This window comes from Rhizobium sp. WYCCWR10014, assembly GCF_001657485.1.
Lineage (GTDB): Bacteria > Pseudomonadota > Alphaproteobacteria > Rhizobiales > Rhizobiaceae > Rhizobium.
In genome coordinates, this window is the sequence record NZ_LXFU01000049.1 from 67432 (window position 1) to 94062 (window position 26631).

Consider the following 26631-nt stretch of genomic DNA (forward strand, 5'->3'; position numbering starts at 1 on the left):
CAGAACGGAATTGAGTCTTACAGTTCCGGACTGCCGATATCAGAATTGGTTGTTGATGCCAAACTTGAAGTTCTGCGTCTTGTCGAAGTCTTCCTTGAGGACCGGGATCGCGTAATCCAGACGCAATGCACCGAAGGGAGACTGCCAGACGACACCGACACCGACGGAAGCGCGCAGCGAAGCGCTGGTGCCGTCGGCCTGGTCGGACCCAAGAAGCTCGACGTCGTTGCCGAACAGCGTGCCAGCATCGGCAAAGACTGCGCCACGCAGGTTGAAGTCGCGCGGGAAGCCCGGCATCGGGAAGGTCGCTTCGGCAGACGCCGTGAAATAGGTCGTGCCACCGAGCGGGTCATCATTATCCCCGCGGATGCGCGGGCCGATACCCTTGTTCTCGAAGCCGCGAATATCGCCGTTGGTCAGCGTAAACTGGTCGAAGACGTTCAGATGGTCACCCAAGGGAACGACATAACCAGCCGAAGCGGAGAGCGAGCCGATGATATCGGCATCGTCAGCGAGCAAGTGGTAATAACGGGCCTTGCCGTAGATCTTGTAGAATTGCGAGTCGCCGCCGAGGCCGGCAAGTTCGTGCGTCGCCGTCGCATAGATGCCTTCACGCGGCAGGACGGTGTCGTCAAGCGTGTTGTAGGTCAGCGTCTGCGAGACAGAAGAGCGTGTCCACGGGCTCTCGTCGACCAGATTGGCGTAGGTCGCCGAAAGATCAGAGGTATCGCCGTCATACTTCATCTGCTTGTAGTTATAGCGGAAGGTCGTCGCCAGATCCTCGGTGATCGGCGCAGTCACACGCAGGACGACGCTGGTTTCCTCGTAGTCGTAGTCGTCGTTGCTCGACGTTTCGCTGCGGTTGACGTCGAAGCCTGCCGCCAGACGATAGCCGAGGAAATAGGGTTCGGTGAAGCTGACGCCGTAGGCGCGCGAGCCTTCCTGGCCGCCACCGGCCGAGATGCGGATGTACTGGCCACGGCCGAGGAAGTTCTTTTCCTCGATCGAGGCTTCGAGCAGCAGACCGTCGCCGCCGGCGGCATAACCCGCGCCGACACCGAACGAACCGGTCGACTGATCCTGCACGTCGACGACCACCACGACGCGGTCCGGCGAGCTGCCTGGCTGGGTGGAAATGTTGACCGAGGAGAAGTAACCGAGCGCTTCGAGGCGACGCTTGGCCTTGGTGATCATCTGCTGATTGAAGGCGTCGCCTTCGCTCATGTCGAATTCGCGGCGAATGACGTAGTCGCGCGTGCGGCTGTTGCCGCGGATCTCGATGCGCTCGACATAGGCGCGCTCGCCCTGGTCGACCAGATATTCGACACCGATCGTGTTGTTATTAAGGTCGCGGTTACCGCGCGGCGTGACACGCGCAAAGGGATAACCGGCAGACGCCACCTGATCGGAGATTGCCTCGATCGACTTCTGCACTTCCTTGGCGTTGTAGACCTGGCCTTCGCGGGTGCGCACCAGCGGCTGCAGCTGCTCTGAGCCGACGCCTTCGACGGTCGACTGGACGGTCACCGGTCCGAAGTCGTAACGCTGGCCTTCCTCGATGTTGAAGGTGAGTGTGTACTTGTTGGTTGCGTCGTCGAAGGTGGCATCGGAAGAGACGATGCGCATGTCGGCATAGCCGCGATTGTAATAGAACTGGCGCAGCGCTTCTTCGTCGGCGTGGAGCTTGTCTTCGTTGTAGACGTCCTTGCGGGTCAGGAACGACAGGAAGTTCGAACGCTTGGTATTGATGACGGCAGCCAGGCGGCCGGCGCTGTAGGCATTATTGCCGACGAAGTTGATCGAATCGATCTTGGTGCGGTCACCCTCGTTGATGACGAAGGCGAGGTTGACGCGGCCTTCGCCGAGCGGCACCACCTGCGTCGTGACTTCGACCTCGCTGCGGCCGGTGGCAGCGTAAGCTTCCTTGATCGACTGGATGTCAGCCTGAATCTGGGTGTCGCTGTAGGGACCGGCAGCGTGGGTCTGGACGATCGTCGCGAGCTTGTCGTCCTTGATCTTCCGGTTGCCGTTGAAGACGACCTGATTGACGAGCTGGGCTTCCTGAACGTTGACGACCAGCGTGCTTCCGGAAACCGAGATCTTGACGTCGGAGAAGTAACCCGTCCCGTAGAGCTGCTTGACCGAGGCATCGATATCGCTGTTCGAAAAACTCTTTCCGGGAGCGATGGTGAGGTTCGACCGAACGGCTTCCGCGCCGACACGGCTTGCGCCGCGCACATCGATGCGCTGGATAACCGCGGCCTCAGCGGCCGTAGCGGAAACGAACGTCAAAGCACCTGCGCCCGAAGCAACAACACTAGCAGACAGCGCAACCGCCGATACTGCGTTCAAAAACTTTGAACCAGCCTTCATTTCACCCATTACCTTTTGTTTCCCTCGTCCCCGGCTCCAGGAGAACCCGATTCCGGTCACGTGTGTCGTTTTACCCGCTTTTGACATACAAGCAAGGCAGGTCGTTAATTTCTGTTTACTTCATTTGCAAGCGTGACCCATTCGCCACTACAGCCTTGAAACATCGTAAATAAATAGTAATTAGCCTCGCCTTGCTCGTTTACCCTATCCACGAGCCAATGTCGTTCCAGGTCGTGAAAACCATCAATGTCAGTATCATCGCCAGGCCGATGCGAAATGCAATTTCCTGGGCCGAAGAGCCCAGCGGTTTCCCCCTCACCGCTTCCACGGCATAGAACATCAGGTGGCCGCCATCAAGTACCGGAACCGGCATCAGGTTAAGCAATCCTATCGAAACAGAAAGCACCGCCGCAAGCTGCAACACTGCGCCTATTCCAAGCGACGCCATCTGGCCCGAAGCTTGCGCCACGCGGATCGGTCCGCCCAATTGATCGGCGCGCATCGTTCCGCTGAAGATGTTGCCGATATATTTGAAGGTGCCGGTGACGATGTCGCGGGTCTCGATCACGGCCTCGCGCAATGATTGCAGCGGCGTATAGGTCTTCAGACGGAAGTTGCCGGCCTCCCGGCTGGTGACGATGCCGATCTGGCCGAGCTCGACCTTGTTGCCGAACTGGTCGGTCGTGTCGACACGTTGCGGCACCATCGGCACATCGAGCTTCTGGCCGGCACGCTCTATGGTCACGACGATCTTCTGGCTCGGGCGGATGCCGACATAGCGGCGCACGTCGTCGAAGGTCTCGACCTTGCCGCCGTCGATGGCGACCAGCAGATCGCCTGGAAGGATGCCTGCGGCAGCGGCAGCGCCGTCTGGCTTGACCTCGGCAACGACGGGATCGGCGATCGTGCGGCCATAGACCGAGAAAAGAATGGTGAAGATGGCGATCGCCAGCAGAAAATTGGCGATCGGGCCAGCCGCGACGGTTGCGGCGCGTTTCCACAGCTTGGCGCCGGCAAAGGAGCGCGCCCTGTCCTCCTCGGACATGGCGGCGATCTTGTCGGTGTCGGGCTTGCTCGAGGCATCCTCGTCGCCGAAGAACCGGACGTAGCCGCCAAGCGGGATCACCGAAATCTTCCAACGCGTTCCGTGGCGGTCGGTGAAGCCGAAGATCTCCGGACCGAAACCGACGGAAAAGGCAAGGATGCGAATGCCGCTCCAGCGCCCGACGAGGTAATGGCCCATCTCATGCACAAAGACGAGCAGTGACAGCACGAGAATGAAGGTAACGATGTTCCCCATCAGAAATGCGTATATGCCGCTCATCGTTTCCATGAGTCCCTTCCGTCAGACTGCCGCGTTGTCAGAGTCCGAACAATGCCGCGCCAAGCGACGTCATTCCGGTGCCCTTTATCAGGGAAAAAAGCCCAGCAAGCAAGAACGCCGAAAAACAGGCGAAAATCAGTCCGTCGACACGGTCCATGACGCCGCCATGGCCCGGAATGAGACGGCTTGAATCCTTGACGCCGAATTTCCGCTTGATGAACGATTCGAAGAGATCGCCCGACTGGCTGCAAACGGAGAGAACGAACGCCACGCCGGCGGCGATGACTTCGGCACCTGGAAGGAGAAAATGGATGAGAACGACGCCGGCTATGACCGCCGAAACGGCGCCGCCGATTGCACCCGACCAGGTCTTTCCGGGCGAAATCGAAGGGGCAAGCTTCGGCCCGCCAAGCGCCCTGCCGACGAAATAGGCAAGGATATCGGTTGCCCAGACGACGGCAAAGACGAAGAGCATGGCGTATAGGCCAGGTCGGTCATCGCTTCTGATCGCGGCAAGCGCCAGGCCGGTGGCGCCGGCATAAAACAGGCCTGCCGGAAACCAGCGGCTCGTGCCCTGCAGGATGATCAGGGCAATGCCGACGGCGGTGACGCCGGCCAGCATGCCGGCGGCGAATTCGAAATTGCCGACAAGCACGAGGAAGGCAATCGCCGCCTCGCCGATCCATCCGACGGCATTGGCGACCCAATCCCGCGCGATGCCTGTGATCTTCGACCACTCATAATAGATCAGCAGGCCGATCACGACCGCCAGGACACGGAAGGCAAGGCCGCCATACCAGGTGGCGGCAAGAACGATGGCCGCAAGAATCAGTCCTGAAACGATGCGGAGCTTCAATTCCCTCTGCATCAGGTGCCGACCGCGGCCGCCTGCGACGACAGGCCGCCGAAGCGCCGGTCACGAGAGGCGAATGTCTCGAGCGCTGAGCGGAAGATCTCGGGGCTGAAATCCGGCCAATATTCCGGAAGGAAGATGAATTCCGAATAGGCGGCCTGCCAGAGAAGGAAATTGGAAAGCCGCTCTTCGCCGCTGGTGCGGATAATGAGATCCGGATCGGGAATGCCGGCCGTGTCGAGACGGGCGTTGATCAGCGCCGGTGTAATATCCTGTGCTCTCAGGCGGCCCGCCTCGACGTCGCGGGCGAGACTGACGACGGCGCGGGCGATCTCGTCGCGCGAACCGTAGTTGAAGGCGATGACGAGCGTCAGTGAGGTATTGTCCTTGGTCGTCTCCTCCGCCTCGAGCAACAGGCCGAGAATGTCGCTGCGCAGGCTGTGGCGGTCACCGATCACCTTGATCCGCACGTTCTGGCGATGGAGCTCGGCGAGGTCGCGGCGGATGAAAGCCTTGAGCAAGCCGAGCAGATCGGAGACCTCGGCTTCTGGCCGGCGCCAGTTCTCCGAGGAGAAGGCAAAGAGGGTCAGATATTTAATGCCGGCCGCACCGGCGGCGCGGACTGTCTCGCGCACCGCCTCGACGCCCTTGCGATGGCCCATCGTGCGCGGCAGGCCACGCTGCTTGGCCCAACGGCCATTGCCATCCATGATGATGGCAACATGCTCTGGCACAGTCACAAATACAGATTCCGACATTTCCCGTCCGGTCTTTCCAGGCAAAGGCACAGATCCACTAGACCTGCATGATTTCCTTTTCCTTCTCGCCAAGCAAGCGGTCGATTTCGGAAATCGTCTCGTCCGTCATCTTCTGTACACGTTCCGACTGCGCCCGGCTCTCGTCCTGGCCGATTACGCCGTCTTTTTCGGCTTTCTTAAGGCCGTCCATGCCGTCGCGGCGGACATGGCGAATCGCCACCTTGCTCTTTTCGGCATAGTCGTGCGCCACCTTGACGAGCGACTTGCGGCGCTCCTCGTTCAGTTCCGGCAGCGGAATACGCAGGTTCTGGCCGTCGATGATCGGGTTGAGGCCGAGATTGGATTCGCGGATGCCGCGCTCGACGGCGCTGACCATCGACTTGTCCCAGACGGAAACCGACAGCATGCGCGGCTCAGGCACGGTGATGTTGGCGACCTGGTTCAGCGGCATGCGCGAACCGTAGGCCTCGACCGTGACCGGGTCGAGAATGTTGGCCGAAGCACGGCCGGTGCGCAGCGATGCAATGTCGCCCTTGAATGCGGAAATCGCGCCGTCCATGCGGCGCTTCAGTTCCTTGATGTCGATACCTTCACTCATGTCGATGCTCCCGTCCAGAGCATGATGCCGAAAAGTGTCAGCGGTTTTCGGGCGACATCATGCTCTTACTATTTAATGTACAACATGATTCAGATTTCAGGCCAAACGGGCCGAAAAATCATCATGTTCTAGCGAGGGCTGCGCCGAAACCGCGGCGCAGCTTTATCAGTTGTCGGAGACGATGGTCTTGAGGCCACCGCCCGTCAAGATTTCAGCAAAACCACCCTTCTCGTGGATCGAGAAGACGATGATCGGAATGGAATTTTCTCTGGCCAGCGCCACGGCGGCAACGTCCATCACCGCCAGCCCCCTGTCCAGCACTTCCTGGTGCGTCAAGCGGTCGAGGCGAGTGGCATCAGGATATTTCTTCGGGTCGGCGGTGTAGATGCCATCCACCTGCGTGCCCTTGAAGATCGCTTCCGCACCCATTTCGGCGGCGCGGAGTGCCGCGGCGGAATCGGTGGTGAAGAAGGGGTTGCCGGTACCGCCGGCAAAGATCACCACGCGTCCCATCGACAGATGATAAAGGGTTGCTCGCTGCGAAAAGCTCTCGCAGATCTCGGGCATGGAGATGGCCGAAAGCACCACCGTATCGATGTTCAGCTTGCGCAGCGAGGTCGCCAGCGCCAGCGCATTGATGATGGTGCCGAGCATGCCCATATGGTCGCCGGTGACCCGGTCGCCGCCCTTGGACGCTACCGCGACACCGCGGAAGATATTGCCGCCACCGACGACGACGCCGACTTCCACGCCCATATGCCGTGCCTCGGCGATGTCGGATGCAATGCGGTCCGCCACCGTCACATCGATCCCGAAACCCTGGCCACCCATGAGCGCTTCGCCGGAAGCCTTGAGTAGAACACGTTTATAGACAGGCTCTAAAGACATCTTGGCTCCTCGTAAATTGCCGTGAATGCCCGATACACGAAGGGCACCGCGTTGTCACGCGATGCCCTTCGTGTTTTCCCAATTTTGGCTGGAAGATCAACCCTTGACGGCAGCAGCGACTTCGGCCGCGAAGTCGGTCTCTTCCTTCTCGACGCCTTCGCCGAGCAGCAGACGGGCCATGCCGGCAACCTCGATCGGCGCGCCGACGGCCTTTTCAGCTTCCTTGATGGCGGCGGCGACCGTCAGATCCGGATTGATGACAAAAGCCTGCGAAAGAAGGGCGACTTCCTCGAAGAACTTGCGCATGCGGCCGTCGACCATCTTTTCGATGATATTGTCCGGCTTGCCGGAAGCGCGCGACTGCTCGATGAAGACGTTGCGCTCGCGCTCGGCGACGGCGGCATCGACTTCCTCCGGGCGGATCGCCAGCGGCGCGGTGGCGGCGATGTGCATGGCGACCTGGCGGCCGATGGCGTTCAGGGCATCCTTGTCGCCGGTCGACTTCAGCGCAACGAGAACGCCGAGCTTGCCGAGGCCGTCGGAAACAGCATTGTGGATATAGGTGGCGACGACGCCGTCCTCGACCGAGAGAGCGGTCGAACGGCGCAGGTTCATGTTCTCGCCGATCGTTGCGATCGCATCCTTGATCGTGTCGGAGACGGACTTGCCGGATGCCGGATAGGTCGCAGCGGCAACGGCGTCAACGCTGCCGTTGGTCGAGACGGCGACCTTGGCGATGCCGCGGACGAGTTCCTGGAAGGCATCGTTACGGGCGACGAAGTCGGTTTCCGAATTGACTTCGACGACGACGGCCTTGGTGCCCTGGCTCGAAACGCCGATGAGGCCTTCGGCAGCCGTGCGGCCGGACTTCTTGTCGGCCTTGGCGATGCCCTTGGCGCGCAGCCAGTCGATCGCCGCTTCCATGTCGCCACCGGTTTCAGCAAGAGCCTTCTTGCAGTCCATCATGCCTGCGCCGGTCTTTTCGCGCAGTTCCTTCACCATTGCAGCCGTAATCTCGCTCATTAGCTTCCTCTTGTCGGTTCATACGGTGGGCCGTAAAGCGCGGCTCGGCACCGGATTGAGGCACGAAATGTACCTGTATGTATGACAGCGTGATGAAGACGCGTCATAACGAAACTTATCGGACGGAGAGCCTGACGCCCTCCCCTTGAAACAGGCAAGGCCGCCGAACTTCGATGAGTCGCGAGCGGCCTTTCCCAGTCTCTGCAAGCATTGGCGGACCTTTTCGATCCGCCCGCCTTCATCAGCCTTCGGCTGCTTCCTCGAGAGCCGGTTCGACCGGAACTTCGATGGATGCGCCGAGATCGCGGCCGGAAGAGCCCTGCTGGCGTGCGATGCCGTCGATGGCAGCGCGGGAGATCAGCTCGCAGTAAAGAGCAATCGCGCGCGATGCGTCGTCGTTACCCGGGATCGGATAGTCGATCAGGTCCGGATCGCAGTTCGAATCGATGATGGCGACAACCGGGATGCCGAGGCGCTTGGCTTCGTCGATCGCGATCTTTTCCTTGTTGGTGTCGATGATGAACATCAGGTCGGGCGTGCCGCCCATATCGCGGATACCGCCAAGAGCCTTGTCCAGCTTTTCGCGTTCGCGCTCGAGGTTCAGGCGTTCCTTCTTGGTGAAGCCCTGGGCTTCGCCGTTCAGGATCTCGTCGAGCTTGCGCAGGCGCTGGATCGAGTTGGAGATCGTCTTCCAGTTCGTCATCATGCCGCCGAGCCAGCGCGAGTTGACGTAGTACTGGGCCGAGCGCTTGGCGCTGTCGGCAATGATCTCAGACGCCTGGCGCTTGGTGCCGACGAAGAGAACGCGGCCGCCGCGGGCAACGGTGTCGCTGACGACCTGAAGGGCGCGCGACAGCATCGGAACGGTCTGGGCCAGATCGATGATGTGAATGTTGTTGCGATCGCCGAAGATATACGGCTTCATCTTCGGGTTCCAGCGATGCGTCTGGTGGCCGAAGTGGACGCCTGCTTCAAGAAGCTGGCGCATAGAAAAATCAGGCAATGCCATGCCTTGTTACTCCTTTTCCGGTTGAACCTCCGCAAGGCGAACAGCACCCTCTTCGAGGATGCCACCGGGCGGAACAGCCCGGATTTCTCCCGGACGATCCCATGCCTTACGTGTGGAATGCCGGTGCCCATACATTCGATTTGGCGCAAAAGCAAGGCTTATACCGAAAAAACCTGGCGGCTCAGCTTGCCAGCGTCGGCAGCAGCGACAGCATGACGCCTGCATCCGGCATCGGCAGGATGGCATCGACCTCAGCCGGCAGCAGGGTGCCGATCGCGCTGTCGGCGTTGCCGGTGGCGGTCCCCAACGGACCGCGGAAGCCGTGTCTCGTCCAGGCAAGTTCCTGGAGCTTCGGGCTCACCAGCGCTTCGATCAGCCGGTTGGCATTCTCCTCGACGACGATCAGCGGATGCGCCGAATAGACGGTCGGGCGCGGATAGAGCACCACCGGCTTTGCGCCGGCGCCCGTCTTGATGCGCTCCCAGCGCGCGGGATCGGCGAGGATCCATTCGACCAACTGGTTCTCATAACCGACGATCATCGGCTCGCCGCCGAGGCCGCCTGCGAGATACTGGTCGAAAAGTTTGCCTGAGGATGGCGACTTGAAGCCCATGTTGCGGAAGATCGCCTGCACCTTGCCGCCAAACGCAGCGAGATCGCCTGAAGTCGCGACATTGCCGCTGAACAGGCTGAGCACCAGGCCTGCGAACATGAAGCCGGAATTGGAGCGGTTGGGATCGGTCGAGACGATGCGCGCGCGGCCATAGAGCGAATTGACGCCGAGCTTCGACCAGTCGGATCCGGCTAGGATCGCATCAAGCAGCGCCTTGAGGTCGAGCTGATGATGGCCTTCGTTCGTCACCGTCACCAATCCCGCTTTCATCAGTCCATCGACGACGGGCTGCCAGGAATAGACGACGATCGGCGTGTTCAGCACGACGCGGTCGTTGCGAATAGAAATGCCGTTCTGCCTGGCGATATCGACCATGATCGAGGAGGACGGCCAGAGGAATTGCGGATGCTGCGACAACAGCGCCTGTTCGCGAACCATCTCAACGGAGCCGGCGACGCGGCTGTCCACCGTCAATCCATATCCGCCGAGCGCCCTGACGACGTCGGGGTCGGCCAGGAAGGCCTCCTTCTCGCCGCCGACGAAGCCGAACAGCGTCGTACGGCTGCCGAGCAGGCCCTGCAATTCCGGCCGATCCCGGACAGCGAAATAACCGCCGGTGCCGACGACGCCGGCTCCGAGCAGTCCCACTCCAAAGGCGCGACGAGAAAGGGCCATCAGCGTCCGATATCCTCTTTGAGCGATGCCTGGATGAGGCGCAGATCGGTGTCGAGCGTGCCGAGCGCCTCATCGACCAGGCTGTCGGCATAATGGACGAAAGCCTCTTCGAGCTTGACCAGCACGCCGCGCACTTCCTCCAACTGCTTGGGGTCGGGAATACGCTTGGCCTCGATCACAGCAAAACCTTCCGCCACCTCGGCGGCACGCGGCAGATAATAGGAGAGGAACCGCCGCACGGCATTGGCGCTTTCGGGCTTGGCCTCGACCCTGCGAAAGACATCGGCGGCGATTTCGGCGAGATGCCGGACTGCGGTTGCCATCTGACGATCGCTTATCGTGTCGGCGGCGGTCTCCAGCCTCTGTGCAAAGGGCACGGCGGCCTCCAGCAGGTCGCGGGCAAAGGCGACGCGCCCGCTGCCGATGCTCTTGATATCGAGGCCTTCGAACAGCCGGCGCGGCGCGAGCAGAATGACGAGGCCGGCAAAGACCAGAAGGGCGATGATGGTGGCGATCCAAAAGGGCATGCCGGCGGCAAAGCTCAGGAGCGGCACGGTGATTGCCGCCGCCAGTCCCGCCACGATCCAGTTGCCGTCATTGCCGAGCCAGTTGCGCATGCCTGTCCTAATTGTAGCCTCGCGCGGTGCGGAAGGCGGTGGCGAGATCCGAGCCGCCGTCGAACACGCGCGCCGAGGTCAGCTTGGCAAGGCTGTCGAGCTGGGTCTTGTCGGCATCGCCGAATGTGATGCCGAAGATCGGCACATGCGGCTCCATCGCGTTCCATTCTCGGGTGAAGGCCTGGCTTTGATCATCGGACTTGCCATCGGTCATGATGACGATGGCAGGCAGATACGTCGAGAGCCTTTCGGTTCGGGCAATCTGCTGCAGAGCCTGTTCGGCGCAGGCATACATGTTGGTGCCGCCATCGGCCTTCTGCAGGGAAATCTCGTTCAGCAGCCCTTCCTGCTCCAACGGGTTTCCACTCGCCATGAAGGTGTTGCGCACGCTGCCGTCGAAGGGAATGACGATGATCTGATCGGCGGGCGACCATTGGACCAGCACCTTGCTCGCCTCGTCTGGTGTCAACAGGAAACGCATCGCCTTCTGCAGTTGGTCCTCGCCGTCACCTTGCATCGAGCCGGAAAAATCGAGGCAGAGCGCGGTCAGCGACGGTTTGCGCAGCGCGGCCTGATAAAGGTTGAGCGCCTGGCGGATGACGCCCGCCTCCGGCATGCGGATCGCCGTCACCAGCCTGGAGGGATCGAAATTCCAGCTTGGGTCCGGTTTTGCGGCAACGCCGGTCAGCGGAATGCGCCGGCCGGTATCGGCGATACGCCGCTGCACCGGGGCCGAACTCAGATAGGCGAGTAGATCGTTGAAGAAGGTCTGGACTTCTGGCCCGCGGCCATGATCGACGAAACCGATCGGCGAATCCGCCATGGCCACACCATCAGCCGGATAGATCGCGTAAAGCGGTTCCTGCGACAGGGCCGCGAGCTTGTCGTTGGTTTCCTTCAGCACCGCCTCGTAATTCCACATCGCGTCATAGACCGTGCCCTTGCCGGCGGATTCGACATAGAGATCGGCAAGCCAGCCGGAGGAGCCGGAAGAGCGCACGACACCTGAAAGCAGCGACCGGACGCTCTCCTGGACGTGTCTGTCGTCGAGATCGCCGGGTTCGATCACCGGCTTGTTGCCGAGCGCGCTCGACAGCATGGCAAGATAGGCGCTGGCGCCCGAATTGGATTGTGTCGCCGAGGTCATCAGGAACTTCAACGATCCGCTCTCGACGGCAGCGAGAATGTCTTTCATGAAGACATCCTTGCCGATCCAGCCGAGCTGCTGCGCCTTCGACCTGCGTACGCCCAAGACCACCGGCGTCTGAGCGATCGAGGTCAGGCTCTTGACGCGGCGCTTGGTGTCGAACATGTCGACCCAGACGCTGGAGGCCGGCCAAACCGCATCCTGCACGACGCCCTGGTCGCTCTGCAGCGCCAGACCGATATCGAGCGTGCCTTCATATTTGAAGATGCAGGTGGCGTTCTTCTGCTTGCAGAATTCCTCGACGATCGGCTGTAGAACGGTGTTCTCCGATCCCGATACGATCGAGAAATCCGGCCCCTGACCGAAGGGATTGCAGCCGGCAAGGGGCAGAGCGGCAAGAAGTGCCAAGCCTGAAAGCAGTGCTCGCATCGTCATCTTGCCGATCACGCCTGTGTCATCGCCTTCTTGAGTTCGATCGTCATCTGCTCCATCTGCTGCTCGGCGAGCGCCCGCTTGCGCCGGCCCTCCTCCTGAACCTGCAGCACGCCGGATATCGTATCGATCAGATCCCTGTTCGCCTTGGCGAGCGTGTCGATATCGACGATGCCGCGCTGCGATTGCTGCTCGATTGATATCGCCTGGTCCTTCATCATCTCGGACGCCTGGCGGATCATGTCGTTGGTGGCGTCGGTCACCGCCTTCTGCAGGTCGAGCGCCGATTTCTGCCGCGTCAGGCCGAGCAGGATCACCATCTTCTGCTTCCAGGCCGGCACCGTCAGCGCCGAAGTCGCCTGGAGGTTCTCGATCAGCGTTTCGTCGCCCGCCTGAACGATGCGGATCTGCGGCAATTGCTGGATACCGAGCTGGCGGGCCTGCTGCAGGTAGAAGACCCGCTTCTCCAGACGGTCGAGCGCCTGCAGGCTGTCCTGATAGGTCTGCGCCTCCAGCATGCCGCCGCCGGGGCCGGTCGCCGCCGCCTCGGCTTGCGCCTTCAGCCTCGGCAGATCGACGCTGCGAAAACGCTCGGCGAAAGTCTTGCCGGCCTGGACATAGGCCTCGAGCCGCATGATCGATTGCCTGGTTTCTTCATGCAGGTCGTCGAGCAGCGCAATGTCGCGCCTCAGCGTATCCTTGTGACGGTCGAGCTCCAGGCCGATCCGGTCGATCTGGCCGGCCACGTACTCGAACTCCGCCTTGAAGCGTTCAAGCCGGGCCTTGGCCGAGAGAAACATGCGGCTGAGGAAACCCTTATCTTTCAACGACGCCGGATCGAGGCTTTTCGATTTGAGGATGATGTCGGTCAGCAGGCGGCCGACATCGCCGAGGTCCTTGTTGCGGACTTCGCGCAGGATCCTGTCGGCATAATCGCTGACCGCCTGCTGCGCGCGGTCGCCATAGACCGAGATGCCGGCACGGTCGGTGATATTGATGCTATCGGAAATGCGGGCAATTTCCGCCGGATCGGCGACGACAACCGGCAGGGCGGCATTCTGAACAGTCGCGAGATCGGTGTCGGCCATGGTTGGGGCTTTCAAGCTTGCGATGCGTAATGGTCTACGCAGTCTAGCAAATAGACGTCATCGCAATGGCTTGGCCGCCCGGATCGCACCGACCCGAAAAGCAGCACGACAGGCGGCGACTCAGTCATCGCTGATCGCCGAACCATAGTGAATTTTATGATACAGTTTTATGACAGGCGAGATCTCGTCGCCTACTTGCAAACCTCGGCCTTGCGGTCGAGCAGCTCCAGCTTGGCGAGCTTGCCGGTCAGGACGAAATCGCCGTAATCCATCGTCAGATCGCGGGTAATGCCGTTCTCGTAGAGCTTGAAGGACATGCGGTAGACCGGCAAAGCATCCGCTTTCGCACTCTCGTTGAAATAGGCGATCGTCACCGGCCAGAAGGCGGTCTTGGAGAAGGCGCCGGCGTTGCCGGCATCGGCTTCCTCGGCGATCGGCGTTTCCTGCTTGCCGACGATCGTCGTCGTCGCCAGCGACTTGTCGCCGTCATCAGAACCGTCGAAGACGCGCGCTTCGAAGAAGCGCTTGCCGTCCTTGGCGTGTTGGATCACATCGAGCATATGTTCCGTGGGAAAACGGCTTTCAGCAAGCTGCAGTTCGCGGTTCGCCGGCTGCTTGAGATCGACCTTGACGCCATCAGGCTGATCCTGCGCCGCACCGTTGACCTCTTTATCGAGCTGCTCGTCGGTGAAGGATTTGGTGTCGAAGGTGAACTTGCCGTCCTTCAGGTTCTCGAAGGTCTTGGTCTGCTGGTCGCTGACACGCACGCTGTCGCCGGTGTCGATCTGCGTCACGAAGCGGAAATTGGTGGTGAAGCCCTGGCAATAGCTGCCGTCGAACTCATAGACCATGCGACCATACATGCCGGCGATGCCGGAGCGGTCCGAGGCGTCCTTCAGTTCCAGATCGTAGACCGCGCGATGTGCGACGAGGCCGGTCGCGATCGCAGCGCTAACCGCGGGCGCAGCCGCCCATGCATTGGCGGAAACGCTGGCGAGAAGCAGAGCGACAAGACTCGATCGGAACATTCATTAACTCCTGTTGGACTCGGTCGCGATGTTATAAGAACGCTTTCGGCCAAATCGAGGCTCGAAACTGTCATATTAAAGATTCTAGTCTTGATGCATAATTTTTGAAGAATTGACAACAAAAGCGGAGACGAAAATGTCCGATGAAATTGCAGCGCGCCTGATTGAGATGGGGATAACCCTGCCCGAAGCCGCAGCACCTGCTGCAAATTACGTTCCCTATGTGATCAGCGGCAATCTTCTCTACATTTCCGGCCAGCTGCCGCTCGAAGGCGGCAAGGTCACTGTCTCGGGCCATCTCGGCAAAACCGTCGACGTTGCAATGGGCCAGCGCGGCGCCGAACTCTGCGCCATCAACATCCTTGCCCAGGCGAAGGCGGCACTTGGTGGCGATCTCGGCCGCATCCGGCGTGTCATCAAGCTGAACGGCTTCATCGCCTCGGCGCCCGACTTCGTCGAGCAGCATCTCGTCATCAACGGCGCTTCAAACCTGATTGCCGGCGTGCTTGGCGAAGCCGGCAAACATGCGCGTGCCGCTGTCGGCATGGCGGCCCTGCCGCTGAATGCCGCCGTCGAGATAGACGCTATCATGGAAATCGCAGAATGACCAATGTTGCCTGGATCAGGGGCGTGCCGGTCGCCCATCGCGGCTATCACGATCTCAACACGCATGTCTGGGAAAACACACTTTCCGCCTTCTCGCGCGCCGTCGAAGCGGGGTTTGCGATCGAATGCGACCTGCACTACGCCTCCGACGGCGTACCGGTCATCTTTCACGACGAGGACCTGCAGCGCCTGTGCAACCTCCATGGAGACATCCGCGAGCGCACCTCCCGGGAACTCGGACTGATCGCCATCGGCGGCACCAGCGACAAGGTGCCGACGCTGCGCCAGCTCCTCGATCTCGTCAAGGGCAAGGTGCCGCTGGTGCTAGAGCTAAAGGGGCGGGAGGCCGATGACGAAGGTTTCGCTGAGGCCGTGCTCGAGGTGCTCGAAGGCTATGAGGGCAAGGTGGCGTTGATGAGTTTTGACCACTGGCTGCTGCGCGATCTGAAGGCGCTTGGCTCACCCTACCCGCTCGGGCTGACGGCCGACGGCAACACGCCGGAGGCGTTCAAGACGCATGCGAAGGCGATGGAGATCGGTCTCGATTTCATCTCCTATTATTATGACGACCTGCCGAATCCCTTCATCACCGGCGAACGCGGAAAGGGCATTCCCGTCATCACCTGGACGGTGCGTGACGAAGAGGCGCGCCGACGCACATTCGCCAATGCAGACCAGATGACCTTCGAAGGCTTCGATCCGCGTGTGGCTGCTTGACGCTCGCTTTTTGGCCAAGATCATGCGCAGACTGAGACAGAGCCGAAACCATCCTCCCACAGGCTTCGCATTTGTCCCATGACTGACGAACTATCCATTCGCGTCGAACGCTCCTTCACCGCGATTTCCCCGGAGAGCTGGGCCAAGCTTTCCGGAGCGTCGAAGACCTGCGCTACGATTGCCTACAACCCTTTCGTTTCACACGCTTTTCTTTCGTCGCTGGAGGAATCCGGCTCGGCCGACGCAGAGACCGGATGGCTCGGCCACCATATGCTGCTCGAGACCGATCGCGGCGAACTGATCGGCGCCCTGCCCGGCTATCTCAAGAACCACAGCCAGGGCGAATATGTCTTCGACCATGGCTGGGCCGACGCCTTCGAACGGGCCGGCGGGCGTTATTATCCCAAACTTCAGTGCTCGATCCCGTTCACCCCGGCGACAGGCCCGCGGCTTCTTGTCGCCGTGGGGCGGCAGCGGCTGCCGATCCAGAGCGCGATCGCCGAAAGCCTGAAGGAGGTGGTGCGCCGGCTCGGCATCTCTTCGGCCCATATCACCTTCGTGCCGGACGAAGAGATCGGCGTCTTCGAGATGGACGGCTATCTGCACCGCACCGACCAGCAGTTCCATTTCATCAATGACGGCTATGCCAATCACGAGGAATTCCTCGGAACGCTTGCCTCGCGCAAACGCAAGGCGTTGCGCAAGGAGCGCCGCGCCGCACTCGAACACGGTATCAGCATCGACTGGCTGACCGGCCGCGACCTGACGGAACGCATCTGGGACCAGTTCTTCAAGTTTTACATGGATACCGGCGGGCGCAAATGGGGCCGGCCCTACCTCACCCGTAAGTTCTATTCGCTGATCGGCGAACGCATGGCAGACGATATCCTGCTCGTCATGGCCAGGCGCGACGGGCGCTATATCGCCGGCGCGATCAATTTCATCGGTGGCGATACGCTCTACGGCCGTCACTGGGGCTGCATCGAGGATCATCCCTTCCTGCATTTCGAGGTCTGCTATCACCAGGCGATCGACTTCGCCCTTTCGAAAGGGTTGAAACGGGTCGAGGCCGGAGCGCAGGGCGAACACAAGCTTGCCCGCGGTTACCTGCCGGTGACGACGCATTCCGCCCATTATGTCGCGCATGCCGGCCTTCGCCGGGCGATCGGCGACTATCTCGCGCGCGAGCGCGCCGATGTCGAACAGATGAGCGAGCTGTTGACCGAGCACAGTCCTTTCCGCAAGGGCGAGCGTCTGCAGGAGGATTGACGCCGCCCTGCCAGCCGCGTTACCCCAACCTGAAACGAGGAGATTTCGCGATGACCAACCCGGCCGCTTACGACGACAGCAACATCTTCGCCAAGATCCTCCGTGGCGAAATCCCCTCGCACCGGGTCTACGAGGACGAGCATACCATTGCCTTCATGGACGTGATGCCGCAGGCGCCGGGCCATGTGCTTGTCCTTCCGAAGGCGGCGTCGCGCAATATTCTCGATGCCGATCCAGCCACCCTCACCCACGCAATTACCGTTGTCCAGAAGATCGCCAATGCGGTGAAGGATGTCTTCGACGCCGATGGCGTGTTCATCGCCCAGTTCAACGAGCCGGCCGCCGGGCAAACCGTGTTCCATCTGCATTTTCACGTCATTCCCCGTCATGAGGGCGCGGCGCTGAAGCCACATTCCGGCAAGATGGAGGATGGTGCCGTGCTCGCCGCCAATGCCGAAAAGATCAGGGCAGCGCTGGCGTAGGGTCAACACCTGTCGATTTCAGGGAATTCAATCCAGACAATCATTTGGAACAAAATCATGATCCGCCACTCGGTCGCATTCCGCCTCAAGCACCCATCCGGCTCGGCTGAAGAAAAGTCATTTCTCGCCGACGCGCTGGTGCTTGCCAACATTCCGAGCGTGCGAAATTTCGAGCAGCTACGGCAGACGAGTCCAAAGAACGACTTCACCTTCGGCTTCTCGATGGAGTTCGACGATCAGGCTGGCTATGACGTCTATAACGTCCATCCACTGCATGTAGCCTTCGTGCGCGACCGCTGGGTGCCCGAGGTCGCCGACTTTCTCGAGATCGACTACACCAGGCTCTGAAAAGGGCGCATGCAGATCCGGAAACGAAAAAGGCCGCTGAGAACGCGGCCTTTTCCAGTTCGGTGACGGTATCTTACTTCTTGCGTGGAACCTTCGGAACCGCGCTTCCCTTCTTCGGGGCGTCGCGGACCTCGGGCTCGGCCTGCGGCACCGCTTTGGCGCGAGTCTTGCGGGCCGCCTTGGTCTTCAGCTCGCCGTCATCCCCATCATCGCCTTCGGGATGCACGACCTCGGCTTCGGGCTTCGGCTTGATCGGCGCAGTTTCCGAAATGGCTTCGAGCACGATGCCGGGTTTGCCGTCTTCCTTCGGGCCGACGGTGACGTTGACGACGCCGCCCTTCTTCAGCTTGCCGAAGAGGATTTCGTTGGCGAGCGGCTTCTTGATCGTATCCTGAATGACGCGAGCAAGCGGGCGGGCGCCCATCTTCTCGTCGTAACCCTTTTCCGCCAGCCAGGCGATCGCATCCTCATGCAGGTCGAAGGTGACGTTCCTCTCGGAAAGCTGGGCCTCCAGCTGCATGATGAACTTCTGCACGACCTTGTGGATGACGGCCGTCGGCAGCGCCGCGAAAGGAATGATCGCGTCGAGACGGTTGCGGAACTCCGGCGTGAAGAGACGAGTCAGTGCCTCTTCGTCCTCACCGGTGCGCTTGGACGAGCCGAAGCCAATCGCCGCCTTGGCCATTTCCGACGCACCCGCATTGGTCGTCATGATCAGGATGACGTTGCGGAAGTCGATCTTCTTGCCGTTATGGTCGGTCAGCGTGCCGTGATCCATGACCTGCAAGAGGATATTGTAAATGTCGGGATGGGCCTTCTCGATTTCGTCTAGCAGAACCACGCAATGCGGGTGCTGGTCGACACCATCAGTCAGAAGACCGCCCTGGTCGAAGCCGACATAGCCGGGAGGTGCGCCGAGCAGACGCGAAACCGTGTGCCGCTCCATATATTCCGACATATCGAAGCGCAGCAGTTCGACGCCGAGCGACGAGGCCAGCTGCTTTGCCACCTCGGTCTTGCCGACGCCGGTCGGACCGGAGAAGACATAGGCGCCGATCGGCTTGTTCGGCTCGCGAAGGCCGGCGCGCGCCAGCTTGATCGAGGTCGAAAGGGCTTCGATCGCGATATCCTGGCCGTAGACCACCGAACGCAGTTCCTGCTCGAGATTGGCGAGCACGGCTTCGTCGTCCTTGGAGACGGTCTTCGGCGGAATGCGCGCCATCGTTGCGACCGTCGCCTCGATCTCCTTTTCGGTGATCAGCTTGCGGCGCTTCGACGGCGGCAGCAGCATCTGGGCCGCACCCGTTTCGTCGATCACGTCGATCGCCTTGTCGGGCAGCTTGCGGTCGGAGATGTAGCGGGCCGACAATTCGACGGCCGACTTGATGGCATCGTTCGAATAACGCAGGTGGTGATACTCTTCGAAATACGGCTTCAGGCCCTTCATGATCTCGATCGCATCATCGATCGACGGCTCGCTGACGTCGATCTTCTGGAAACGACGGACCAGCGCCCGGTCCTTCTCGAAGAACTGGCGGTATTCCTTGTAGGTGGTCGAACCGATGCAGCGAATCGCGCCCGATGACAGGGCCGGCTTCAGGAGGTTCGATGCATCCATCGCGCCGCCCGAGGTGGCACCGGCGCCGATCACCGTGTGGATCTCGTCGATGAAGAGCACGGCGCCCGGATATTCTTCCAGTTCCTTGACGACCTGCTTCAGGCGCTCCTCGAAATCGCCACGGTAGCGCGTGCCGGCGAGCAGCGTGCCCATGTCGAGCGAGAAGATCGTCGCATCGGCGAGCGCTTCGGGAACCTTGCCTTCGACGATGCGCTTGGCAAGGCCTTCGGCGATCGCCGTCTTGCCGACGCCGGGATCACCGACATAGAGCGGATTGTTCTTCGAACGGCGGCACAGGATCTGGATCGTGCGGCTGACCTCGGCGTGACGGCCGATCAGCGGATCGATCTTACCGCCCTTGGCCTTCTCATTGAGATTGACGCAATAGGCCTTGAGCGCATCCTGCTGCTTCTTGGGGCCGCCCTCTTCCTCGCCGCCGCGCGCCGTCGGCTTGCTGCTTTCGGCTTCGTCTTCGGCGCCGCGCGGGGGACGTGCTTCCGAAACGCCCGGGCGCTTGCCGATGCCGTGGGAGATGTAGTTGACGGCATCGTAGCGGGTCATCTCCTGCTCCTGCAGGAAATAGGCGGCGTGGCTTTCGCGCTCGGCGAAGATCGCGACGAGCACGTTGGCGCCGGTCACCTCTTCACGGCCGGACGATTGTACGTGGATGACGGCACGCTGGATGACGCGCTGGAAGCCGGAAGTCGGCTTCGAATCCTCGTCATACCCGGTGATCAGGTTGGAAAGTTCGTTATCGACATATTCGACGAGCGTCTTGCGCAACGCGTCGAGATCGACATTGCAGGCACCCATGACCGCGGCCGCATCGGCATCGTCGATCAGGGCGAGCAGCAGATGCTCGAGCGTCGCATATTCGTGGTGCCGCTCGTTGGCAAAGGTCAGTGCCTGATGGAGCGCCTTCTCTAAACTAGGCGAAAATGTTGGCACGTTCAGATCCTCACTTCTTTTCCATGACGCATTGCAGCGGATGCTGGTGCTGCCGGGCGAAGTCCATCACCTGGCTGACCTTCGTTTCCGCTACCTCGTATGTGAATATTCCGCATTCGCCGACGCCGTGGTTATGGACATGGAGCATGATGCGGGTGGCACTTTCACGATCCTTCTGAAAAAAACGCTCCAGAATATGGATGACGAATTCCATGGGAGTGTAGTCGTCATTCAAAAGCAGCACACGATAAAGATTGGGCTTCTTGGTCTTCGGCTTGGTGCGCGTGATGACCGAGGTTCGATTTGCGTTGTCCCCGTTCCTTTCGCTGTCGTTCTGCATCCGGATCGGCTTTGCGATCATTGTCATTCATTCCTCAAGCAATCCGGCGGAGCATGGGAGGGTGCTTTTCCCGCCGAATATCTGAAACACTAACTTAGTTCATAATAGGCTGATTTTAAGCCCCCTGTCAGACACTGCAATCAAGAAATGCCCGGCATGCACGGGAAAGACCAAAAAAGTCCCCGGTCGATCCCATGCGGGCGCTGCAGCGAAAGTGGAAACAAAAAGACCGGCTACAGATGCGTAGCCGGTCCTCATTTTTCAATATGTAGCGCAGGTTGCGCTTTTGAAATCAGCTCATGCCGCAGCAGGCGTCGTCGCCGACACCGACTTGGCGGTCTTGACGACGGCAGCCGCGATCGGCGCTTCATAGGGCTTGTAGGCTGATTTGGCGAGATCGGCATACATCTCACTGAGCTTGGTCGTCTCGGAGACAAAGCCTTCAAAATATGCCTTGATGTAGTTCGTCTGCAGCTCGAAAGCGGCCTCGAAGCTCTTGACGCCGGCCAGCGTTTCGAAATGCGTCACCGCGTCCTGAAAGGATTTCTTCGAATATTCAGTGGCTTCAGCGGCGATCGCCTGAAAGCCCTTGGTCGTATCCGAATAGGTTTTCAGGGCCGTGTCGACGGCTTCCTTGCTCTTCTTGTTGGCGTCTTCAATGTTGAACATGAGCCATCCTCCGTTGGGCTGTTGGTGGCGGCAGGGTAGCTGCAATGCACAAATAGTCAAGTAGTCTTGTGCGCTGCAAAACATCCGGTGGTTGCATTACAATAATATAACAAAGCCCGCGCGCCGGGCACGTACGTCTTTAACTGATTTTGCTAAAATATATCAGAATGCCGCAACCGGAAGTTTTGAATAAATTCTCGTTCCGAATCGAAAAAACGAAAAAAGACCGAACGGATCGCGCCGTTCGGTCCTTTTGAAGCTTTAGAACGCGATCAGAGATCGACGTCGAGGATCGCCATCGAAAAGTTGTAGGAGCGGTCGCCGTCCTCGTCATCGATATAGACGACGCCCAGAAATTCTTCGCCGAGATAGACTTCCGCAGAATCATCCTTGCGGGGACGCGCCTTGACGATCATCTGCGGATTGAACATGCGCTTGAAATAGGCGTCGAGCTTCTTGATTTCTTCTGGCTTCACTCTTTCATCTCCGTAAGCGGTCTTGATTGGCCGCTTCTTGCACAGGAAATGCAGCGGTGTAAAGGCAAGGTTGCCGTTTGCTCATGGCTCTCCCCGCTCGGATCCCGCCGACTTTTCCTATCCTTGTTTCCAATGGGCGCTCAGATATCGGCGCCGATCACCTGGTCCATGTTGCGCGACGGCTCGGAACAACCTGCCTCACCGACGACCTTGGCCGGCACACCCGCGACTGTCTTTTTGGGCGGCACCGCCTTCAATACGACGGAGCCGGCGGCGACGCGTGAGCAATAGCCGATCTCGATATTGCCGAGGATCTTGGCACCGGCGCCGATCATGACGCCGGAGCCGATCTTCGGATGGCGGTCGGCGCCCTCCTTGCCGGTGCCGCCAAGTGTGACGCCGTGCAGGATCGAGACGTTGTCGCCGATGACGGCCGTCTCGCCGACGACGAGGCCGGTGGCGTGGTCGAGGAAGATGCCCTTGCCGATACGGGCGGCCGGATTGATGTCGGTCTGGAAGACGCTGGAGGAGCGGCTCTGCAGATAAAGCGCAAAATCACGCCGGCCGCGGTTCAGCAGCCAATGGGCGAGACGATGCGTCTGCAGCGCATGGAAGCCCTTGAAATAAAGCACCGCCTCCATGAAGCGCAGGCAGGCGGGATCGCGGTCATAGATCGCCTGGATATCGACGCGCAGGATGGAGCTCCAGTCCGGCCAGTCGAGGAGCATTTCCTCGAAGGTCTGGCGAAGCAGGTTCGCCTGCATGTCGGGGTGATCGAGACGTTCGCAGATGCGGTGGATGACGCATTCCTCGAGCGAATGGTAGTTGATCACGGTCGAGTAGAGGAAGGCGGCGAGAACCGGGTCCCGTTCGGCTGCGAGCCGGGCTTCCTCGCGCAGGCTGTCCCAAATGGGATCCATCACCTTCAGCGGATGGCCGGTGTCAAAAGCACGAATGTCAGTCTTTGCGACCATCGCCGCTCTCCTCGCTGCCATCAGGAATGCCGTTTTCGGAATGCCAATATATAGAGGAAAACGCCAATAACATAAATGGGTGCCGTAGCCATGGTTTTTTAGCATGGTTTTTCGGCATCACGATGTTGTCAGCGATGGGCGACCCTTGCATAGAAGGCCAGCACCGCGTGCTTGAAAACCCTGTCGCCGACGGCGAGCATATGATCACGGCCCGGAATATCGAGCGCTTCGGCATTTTGCATCAGCGCCGCCAATTCCTGCGGCGAGCCGGCGATATCGTCCTTGGTGCCGACGCCGATCAGCGTCGGCATATCGAGCTTGGCCATATCGGAGCGGGCGACGAGATCGCGCGAGCCGCGGATACAATTGGCAAGAGCGACCCGGTCGCTTTTCGTCTGCTCGGCGAAGGCGCGGAACATGCGGCCGCGGGCATTCGTCACCGCGTCGAGCGAGGGCGCCAGCAGCGCATCGGCGATTGGGTCCCAGTCGCCGACGCCGTCGGTCATGCCGATGCCGAGGCCGCCGAGCACCAGTGAACGGACGCGATGCGGATTGGCAAGTGCGGCAAAAACGGAAATGCGCGCGCCCATCGAATAGCCCATGACATTGGCTTCGGGGATGCCGAGATGGTCGAGCAGCGCGATCGCATCGCCGGCCATGACCCATGGACGATAGGCTTCGGAATCGTGCGGCTTGTCGCTTGCGCCGTGGCCGCGATTGTCCATGGCGATCACCCGGTAGCCGGCATCACCAAGCGTCTTCAGCCAGCCCGGATGCACCCAGTTGACGTTTGCGGTCGAGGCAAAGCCGTGGATCAACAACACGGGCACACCGGCCGGATCGCCCTCATCGAAGAAGGCGAGCTGCAGTCCGTCATGGGTGAAGCTCGAAAATGTGGGCGTATTCAAGTTCATCGGGCCTTCCTTTTTGGCGCGACCATAGTCGAGCGGCCTTTCATCGTGAAGCCAAAAACTGTGTCCGGTGAGGCGGTTTGGCTCTACACATTTGCGGCGAAGGCTTATAAGGTTCGCGCACATTTCAAAGCATTCGGAGAGCGACATGGCCGGCCACAACATTCCCCACTTCCAGAACGACGGCGGTCACCGCGTTATCGAAGTCGGCGTCAAGGAATTCATGTGCACCGGCGCTTCGGCTCCCTTCGATCATCCGCATATCTTCATCGACATGGGCGACGACAACGAGAAGGTATGTTCCTACTGCTCGACGCTCTATCGTTTCAATTCCGCGCTCAAGCCCAGCCAGACCAATCCGGCCGGTTGCGTTTTCCACGTGAAGGCGGCGTAGTCAGTCCAGATCCGGATCGGACGGGCAATGCCGATCGAACACGCCGCCATCATCGGCGCCGGGATATCAGGGCTGACCGCTGCCCTTGCGCTTTCGCGCCGGGGTATCAGCTCGGAGATCTTCGAGCAGGCAGGCGAACTCACCGACATGGGCGCCGGATTGCAGGTTTCGCCGAACGCTTCCCGCATCCTGGCCGAACTCGGTATCCTTGAAGGCCTGTCAAAGGTCTGGCTCGAGCCGGACGCGATCCGGCTGATATCGGGCAGTTCGCTCCGCCAGCTCGCGGCGGTGCCGGCCGGCAAATTCGCGCGGGAACGCTGGGGCGCTCCCTATGGCGTCCTGCACCGAACCACATTGCAAAAAGCGCTTTTGGCTGCGGTTGCAGCCGACCCGCTCTGCCGGCTTCACCTTGGCGTGCGGATAGATTCGACCCTACCGCCTTTCGAGCGGGCGGCCGATGTTGTGATCGGCGCCGACGGCGTCTGGTCGAAGCTTCGGCAATCCATTCCGGGCAGCCCCTCGCCGCGCTTTTCCGGCAATATTGCCTACCGCTTCACCATTGCCGAAACGGAGGCGCCCGGTTTCCTCGACCGGGCAAGCGTTTCGGCTTTTCTCGGCGGCTCGGCACATCTCGTCTGCTATCCGCTGAGGGAAAGCGGCAGCTTCAACATGGTGGCGATCACCGCCGGCAATATCGCGCCGCAGGCCTGGCAAAGCGAGCCGACGGCCGAACAGCGGGCGCAGCTGCGGGCGCGCCTTTCCGGCTGGAACACCGCGATCGTCTCGCTGCTGGAAAAACACCGGAAGCTGACGTTCTGGCCGCTGTTCGAAACCACCGCGGGTTCCTGGCAGGACGGCCGAAAGACGGTTCTGATCGGCGACGCCGCGCATGCGATGATGCCTTTTGCCGGACAGGGAGCGGCGATGGCGATTGAAGACGCCTACGAACTGGCGGCGTTTCTTTCGAACCGTCCCGCGGCAGAAGCGCTGGCGCGCTTCGAAAGACATCGGGCGCCGCGCATTGCGAGGCTTCGCCAGCGCGGCGCCTTCAACCGGTTCGCCTATCATGCGAAAGGGCCGATCCGGATCGGCCGCGATCTCGTGCTCGGCCTCAAGCCGCCGCTAAGCCTGGCGGCAGATCTCGACTGGATCTACGGCTATCGGGCTGCCCATCTGCCATGAGACGCAGCCAGCGGCGACAAAGCGCATCTGGTCAGACCGCGCTTGCCGCCGCAAAACCCCGTTCGATATCGGCCTTGAGGTCAGCCACATCCTCGATGCCGATCTGCAGGCGGATGACCGGACCATCCGTTGGCGCCTTGGCGACCTTGCGATCGTTGAGATAGGCATGCAAAGCGAGGCTTTCAAAGCCGCCCCAGGAATAGCCGAGACCGAAAATCCTGAGCGCGTCGAGGAAGGCATGCGCCTTTGCTCTGGACTTCTCGGGACCATCAGCGGCAAGCACGAAGGAAAAGATGCCGCTGGCGCCTTTGAAATCGCGCTTCCAGAGATGGTGAGAGGGGAAACTCGGTAGGGCCGGATGCAGCACGCGGGCGACGTCGTCCCTACCCTCCAGCCATTCCGCGATATCAAGCGCGCTTTCATAATGCCGCTCGAGTCGCAGGCCCATGGTGCGTAATCCGCGCAGGATCTGGTAGGCATCATCGGGTGCGCCGCAAATGCCGAGCACGCCGTTCGCCTCCTTCAGCCGTTCCCAATGCTCGGCATTGGCCGAGACCGTTCCGAGCAGGATGTCGGAATGGCCGGACGGATATTTCGTCGATGCATGGATCGAGATGTCGACGCCGTAATCGAGCGGCCTGAAATAGACCGGCGTCGCCCAAGTATTGTCCATCATGACGACGGCGCCGTGGCGGTGCGCAACAGCCGAGATCGCCGGAATATCCTGCATTTCGAAGGTATTTGAGCCTGGGGCCTCGGTATGGACGAGCTTGGTGTTCGGCCGGAACAGCGCCTCGATGCCGGCGCCGATCTCGGGGTGGTAATATTCCACCTCGACGCCGAGGCGTTTCAGCATCGTATCGCAGAAATGGCGCGTCGGGCCATAGACCGAATCGACCACCAGCGCATGATCGCCGGCAGCGACGAAACCCAGGAACGGAATGGTGACGGCCGCAAGGCCCGACGGCACAAGAATCGTGCCGGCGGAGCCTTCGAGGGCGTCGATCGCCTCGCAGAGCGCGTCCGTCGTCGGCGTGCCGCGCGTTCCGTAGGTGTATTTCTGCGTGCGCGTCTCCATCGCTCGCGCATTCGGAAACAACACCGTCGAGGCATGCACGATGGGCGGATTGATGAAGCCGTGATAGTCGAAAGGATCGTTGCCGATATGGGTCAGGCGGGTGTTGATGCCGGCATTCTGCAGCAAGCTGTCTTTGTCTTTCATGTCGGGAATAGCCTTTGGCGACGGAGACGCGAAACCGGACTTTTGGACG

27 protein-coding genes are annotated in these 26631 nt (G+C 60.6%); 7 read left to right on the forward strand and 20 right to left on the reverse strand.

Annotation, left to right across the window (positions count from 1 at the left end):
* Positions 1–39: 39 nt before the first annotated feature.
* The 13 genes from bamA to A6U98_RS28035 all read right to left on the reverse strand — a co-directional run bounded on the left by bamA (position 40) and on the right by A6U98_RS28035 (position 14426).
* A complete protein-coding gene (gene bamA, locus A6U98_RS27975) occupies positions 40–2373 on the reverse strand; it encodes an outer membrane protein assembly factor BamA (protein ID WP_064654320.1) in 2334 nt (777 codons plus the stop codon).
* A gap of 199 nt (positions 2374–2572) precedes the next feature.
* Positions 2573–3706 (reverse strand): RIP metalloprotease RseP, encoded by a 1134-nt coding sequence (gene rseP, locus A6U98_RS27980; protein ID WP_064654224.1) that lies wholly within the window; start codon positions 3704–3706, stop codon positions 2573–2575.
* 28 nt (positions 3707–3734) lie between these two features.
* Positions 3735–4565 (reverse strand): phosphatidate cytidylyltransferase, encoded by an 831-nt coding sequence (locus tag A6U98_RS27985; RefSeq protein WP_064654225.1) that lies wholly within the window; start codon positions 4563–4565, stop codon positions 3735–3737.
* The gene (locus tag A6U98_RS27990; RefSeq protein ID WP_003539291.1) at positions 4565–5308 is read right to left on the reverse strand and encodes an isoprenyl transferase; all 744 of its coding nucleotides are present in this window, start codon (positions 5306–5308) and stop codon (positions 4565–4567) included. The genes A6U98_RS27985 and A6U98_RS27990 overlap by 1 nt, the downstream gene beginning before the upstream one ends.
* A 37-nt stretch (positions 5309–5345) precedes the next feature.
* The gene (gene frr, locus A6U98_RS27995) at positions 5346–5906 is read right to left on the reverse strand and encodes a ribosome recycling factor (protein ID WP_003539290.1); all 561 of its coding nucleotides are present in this window, start codon (positions 5904–5906) and stop codon (positions 5346–5348) included.
* 165 nt (positions 5907–6071) lie between these two features.
* Positions 6072–6794 (reverse strand): UMP kinase, encoded by a 723-nt coding sequence (pyrH, locus tag A6U98_RS28000; protein ID WP_003539289.1) that lies wholly within the window; start codon positions 6792–6794, stop codon positions 6072–6074.
* 96 nt (positions 6795–6890) lie between these two features.
* Positions 6891–7817: a translation elongation factor Ts gene (gene tsf / locus A6U98_RS28005; RefSeq protein ID WP_064654226.1), complete on the reverse strand. Its 927-nt coding sequence runs from the start codon at positions 7815–7817 to the stop codon at positions 6891–6893.
* Between the two features lie 241 nt (positions 7818–8058).
* On the reverse strand, positions 8059–8826 hold the full coding sequence (gene rpsB, locus A6U98_RS28010) for a 30S ribosomal protein S2 (protein ID WP_064654227.1): 768 nt from the start codon (positions 8824–8826) through the stop codon (positions 8059–8061).
* Positions 8827–9007: 181 nt separating this feature from the next.
* Complete coding sequence (locus A6U98_RS28015) at positions 9008–10114, reverse strand: substrate-binding domain-containing protein (protein WP_064654228.1); 1107 nt, start codon at positions 10112–10114, stop codon at positions 9008–9010.
* Entirely contained in the window at positions 10114–10731 is a 618-nt protein-coding gene (locus A6U98_RS28020; protein ID WP_064654229.1) for a 5-bromo-4-chloroindolyl phosphate hydrolysis family protein, read from the reverse strand. The genes A6U98_RS28015 and A6U98_RS28020 overlap by 1 nt, the downstream gene beginning before the upstream one ends.
* Positions 10732–10738: 7 nt before the next feature.
* Positions 10739–12307, reverse strand: a complete 1569-nt coding sequence (locus tag A6U98_RS28025) for a substrate-binding domain-containing protein (protein WP_064654321.1) — start codon at positions 12305–12307, stop codon at positions 10739–10741.
* Between the two features lie 14 nt (positions 12308–12321).
* The gene (locus tag A6U98_RS28030; RefSeq protein ID WP_064654230.1) at positions 12322–13398 is read right to left on the reverse strand and encodes a toxic anion resistance protein; all 1077 of its coding nucleotides are present in this window, start codon (positions 13396–13398) and stop codon (positions 12322–12324) included.
* A gap of 191 nt (positions 13399–13589) precedes the next feature.
* Positions 13590–14426, reverse strand: coding sequence for a cell envelope integrity EipB family protein (locus tag A6U98_RS28035; protein WP_064654231.1), 837 nt, complete (start codon positions 14424–14426; stop codon positions 13590–13592).
* Positions 14427–14562: 136 nt separating this feature from the next.
* Between A6U98_RS28035 and A6U98_RS28040 the strand changes: the two genes are divergently transcribed.
* The 5 genes from A6U98_RS28040 to A6U98_RS28060 all read left to right on the forward strand — a co-directional run bounded on the left by A6U98_RS28040 (position 14563) and on the right by A6U98_RS28060 (position 17848).
* Positions 14563–15033 carry a RidA family protein gene (locus tag A6U98_RS28040; protein WP_064654232.1) on the forward strand — a complete coding sequence of 157 codons (471 nt, stop codon included), beginning with the start codon at positions 14563–14565 and terminating at the stop codon, positions 15031–15033.
* Positions 15030–15749, forward strand: a complete 720-nt coding sequence (locus A6U98_RS28045; protein ID WP_064654233.1) for a glycerophosphodiester phosphodiesterase — start codon at positions 15030–15032, stop codon at positions 15747–15749. The genes A6U98_RS28040 and A6U98_RS28045 overlap by 4 nt, the downstream gene beginning before the upstream one ends.
* A gap of 78 nt (positions 15750–15827) precedes the next feature.
* The gene (locus tag A6U98_RS28050; protein ID WP_064654234.1) at positions 15828–17018 is read left to right on the forward strand and encodes a GNAT family N-acetyltransferase; all 1191 of its coding nucleotides are present in this window, start codon (positions 15828–15830) and stop codon (positions 17016–17018) included.
* 50 nt (positions 17019–17068) lie between these two features.
* Positions 17069–17500, forward strand: a complete 432-nt coding sequence (locus A6U98_RS28055; protein WP_064654235.1) for an HIT family protein — start codon at positions 17069–17071, stop codon at positions 17498–17500.
* A 57-nt stretch (positions 17501–17557) separates the two neighbouring features.
* A complete protein-coding gene (locus A6U98_RS28060; protein ID WP_064654236.1) occupies positions 17558–17848 on the forward strand; it encodes a Dabb family protein in 291 nt (96 codons plus the stop codon).
* A 73-nt stretch (positions 17849–17921) separates the two neighbouring features.
* Here A6U98_RS28060 and clpA read toward each other — a convergent pair whose 3' ends face one another.
* From clpA to A6U98_RS28090, 6 genes are all read right to left on the reverse strand, one after another.
* Entirely contained in the window at positions 17922–20414 is a 2493-nt protein-coding gene (gene clpA / locus A6U98_RS28065; RefSeq protein WP_018241881.1) for an ATP-dependent Clp protease ATP-binding subunit ClpA, read from the reverse strand.
* Between the two features lie 10 nt (positions 20415–20424).
* On the reverse strand, positions 20425–20775 hold the full coding sequence (gene clpS / locus A6U98_RS28070) for an ATP-dependent Clp protease adapter ClpS (protein ID WP_017988219.1): 351 nt from the start codon (positions 20773–20775) through the stop codon (positions 20425–20427).
* 276 nt (positions 20776–21051) lie between these two features.
* Positions 21052–21423 carry a phasin family protein gene (locus A6U98_RS28075; RefSeq protein ID WP_064654237.1) on the reverse strand — a complete coding sequence of 124 codons (372 nt, stop codon included), beginning with the start codon at positions 21421–21423 and terminating at the stop codon, positions 21052–21054.
* A gap of 272 nt (positions 21424–21695) precedes the next feature.
* A complete protein-coding gene (locus A6U98_RS28080) occupies positions 21696–21899 on the reverse strand; it encodes a DUF3126 family protein (protein ID WP_003539277.1) in 204 nt (67 codons plus the stop codon).
* A gap of 140 nt (positions 21900–22039) precedes the next feature.
* A complete protein-coding gene (cysE, locus tag A6U98_RS28085; RefSeq protein ID WP_003539276.1) occupies positions 22040–22873 on the reverse strand; it encodes a serine O-acetyltransferase in 834 nt (277 codons plus the stop codon).
* 128 nt (positions 22874–23001) lie between these two features.
* A complete protein-coding gene (locus tag A6U98_RS28090) occupies positions 23002–23787 on the reverse strand; it encodes an alpha/beta hydrolase (RefSeq protein WP_064654322.1) in 786 nt (261 codons plus the stop codon).
* 145 nt (positions 23788–23932) lie between these two features.
* On the opposite strand from A6U98_RS28090, the gene A6U98_RS28095 reads away from it, so the two are divergent.
* Both A6U98_RS28095 and A6U98_RS28100 read left to right on the forward strand, forming a co-directional pair.
* Complete coding sequence (locus A6U98_RS28095) at positions 23933–24178, forward strand: zinc-finger domain-containing protein (RefSeq protein WP_003539274.1); 246 nt, start codon at positions 23933–23935, stop codon at positions 24176–24178.
* A gap of 27 nt (positions 24179–24205) precedes the next feature.
* Positions 24206–25360, forward strand: coding sequence for an FAD-dependent monooxygenase (locus A6U98_RS28100; protein ID WP_064654238.1), 1155 nt, complete (start codon positions 24206–24208; stop codon positions 25358–25360).
* A gap of 31 nt (positions 25361–25391) precedes the next feature.
* Here the strand turns inward: A6U98_RS28100 and A6U98_RS28105 are convergent, their stop codons facing one another.
* On the reverse strand, positions 25392–26582 hold the full coding sequence (locus tag A6U98_RS28105; protein ID WP_064654239.1) for a cystathionine beta-lyase: 1191 nt from the start codon (positions 26580–26582) through the stop codon (positions 25392–25394).
* Positions 26583–26631 lie beyond the last annotated feature (49 nt).

Bases quoted from the DNA above. Each gene is read 5' to 3' on its own strand.
- bamA (WP_064654320.1), bottom strand. From the start codon at position 2,373: ATGAAGGCTGGTTCAAAGTTTTTGAACGCAGTATCGGCGGTTGCGCTG.
- A6U98_RS28040 (WP_064654232.1), top strand. From the start codon at position 14,563: ATGTCCGATGAAATTGCAGCGCGCCTGATTGAGATGGGGATAACCCTG.
- tsf (WP_064654226.1), bottom strand. From the start codon at position 7,817: ATGAGCGAGATTACGGCTGCAATGGTGAAGGAACTGCGCGAAAAGACC.
- A6U98_RS27990 (WP_003539291.1), bottom strand. From the start codon at position 5,308: ATGTCGGAATCTGTATTTGTGACTGTGCCAGAGCATGTTGCCATCATC.
- A6U98_RS28090 (WP_064654322.1), bottom strand. From the start codon at position 23,787: ATGAACTTGAATACGCCCACATTTTCGAGCTTCACCCATGACGGACTG.
- A6U98_RS28045 (WP_064654233.1), top strand. From the start codon at position 15,030: ATGACCAATGTTGCCTGGATCAGGGGCGTGCCGGTCGCCCATCGCGGC.
- frr (WP_003539290.1), bottom strand. From the start codon at position 5,906: ATGAGTGAAGGTATCGACATCAAGGAACTGAAGCGCCGCATGGACGGC.
- A6U98_RS28015 (WP_064654228.1), bottom strand. From the start codon at position 10,114: ATGGCCCTTTCTCGTCGCGCCTTTGGAGTGGGACTGCTCGGAGCCGGC.
- A6U98_RS28020 (WP_064654229.1), bottom strand. From the start codon at position 10,731: ATGCGCAACTGGCTCGGCAATGACGGCAACTGGATCGTGGCGGGACTG.
- A6U98_RS28050 (WP_064654234.1), top strand. From the start codon at position 15,828: ATGACTGACGAACTATCCATTCGCGTCGAACGCTCCTTCACCGCGATT.
- A6U98_RS28035 (WP_064654231.1), bottom strand. From the start codon at position 14,426: ATGTTCCGATCGAGTCTTGTCGCTCTGCTTCTCGCCAGCGTTTCCGCC.
- pyrH (WP_003539289.1), bottom strand. From the start codon at position 6,794: ATGTCTTTAGAGCCTGTCTATAAACGTGTTCTACTCAAGGCTTCCGGC.
- A6U98_RS28025 (WP_064654321.1), bottom strand. From the start codon at position 12,307: ATGCGAGCACTGCTTTCAGGCTTGGCACTTCTTGCCGCTCTGCCCCTT.
- A6U98_RS28030 (WP_064654230.1), bottom strand. From the start codon at position 13,398: ATGGCCGACACCGATCTCGCGACTGTTCAGAATGCCGCCCTGCCGGTT.
- A6U98_RS28100 (WP_064654238.1), top strand. From the start codon at position 24,206: ATGCCGATCGAACACGCCGCCATCATCGGCGCCGGGATATCAGGGCTG.
- rpsB (WP_064654227.1), bottom strand. From the start codon at position 8,826: ATGGCATTGCCTGATTTTTCTATGCGCCAGCTTCTTGAAGCAGGCGTC.
- A6U98_RS28060 (WP_064654236.1), top strand. From the start codon at position 17,558: ATGATCCGCCACTCGGTCGCATTCCGCCTCAAGCACCCATCCGGCTCG.
- cysE (WP_003539276.1), bottom strand. From the start codon at position 22,873: ATGGTCGCAAAGACTGACATTCGTGCTTTTGACACCGGCCATCCGCTG.
- A6U98_RS28095 (WP_003539274.1), top strand. From the start codon at position 23,933: ATGGCCGGCCACAACATTCCCCACTTCCAGAACGACGGCGGTCACCGC.
- A6U98_RS28055 (WP_064654235.1), top strand. From the start codon at position 17,069: ATGACCAACCCGGCCGCTTACGACGACAGCAACATCTTCGCCAAGATC.
- A6U98_RS28075 (WP_064654237.1), bottom strand. From the start codon at position 21,423: ATGTTCAACATTGAAGACGCCAACAAGAAGAGCAAGGAAGCCGTCGAC.
- clpS (WP_017988219.1), bottom strand. From the start codon at position 20,775: ATGATCGCAAAGCCGATCCGGATGCAGAACGACAGCGAAAGGAACGGG.
- rseP (WP_064654224.1), bottom strand. From the start codon at position 3,706: ATGGAAACGATGAGCGGCATATACGCATTTCTGATGGGGAACATCGTT.
- A6U98_RS27985 (WP_064654225.1), bottom strand. From the start codon at position 4,565: ATGCAGAGGGAATTGAAGCTCCGCATCGTTTCAGGACTGATTCTTGCG.
- A6U98_RS28105 (WP_064654239.1), bottom strand. From the start codon at position 26,582: ATGAAAGACAAAGACAGCTTGCTGCAGAATGCCGGCATCAACACCCGC.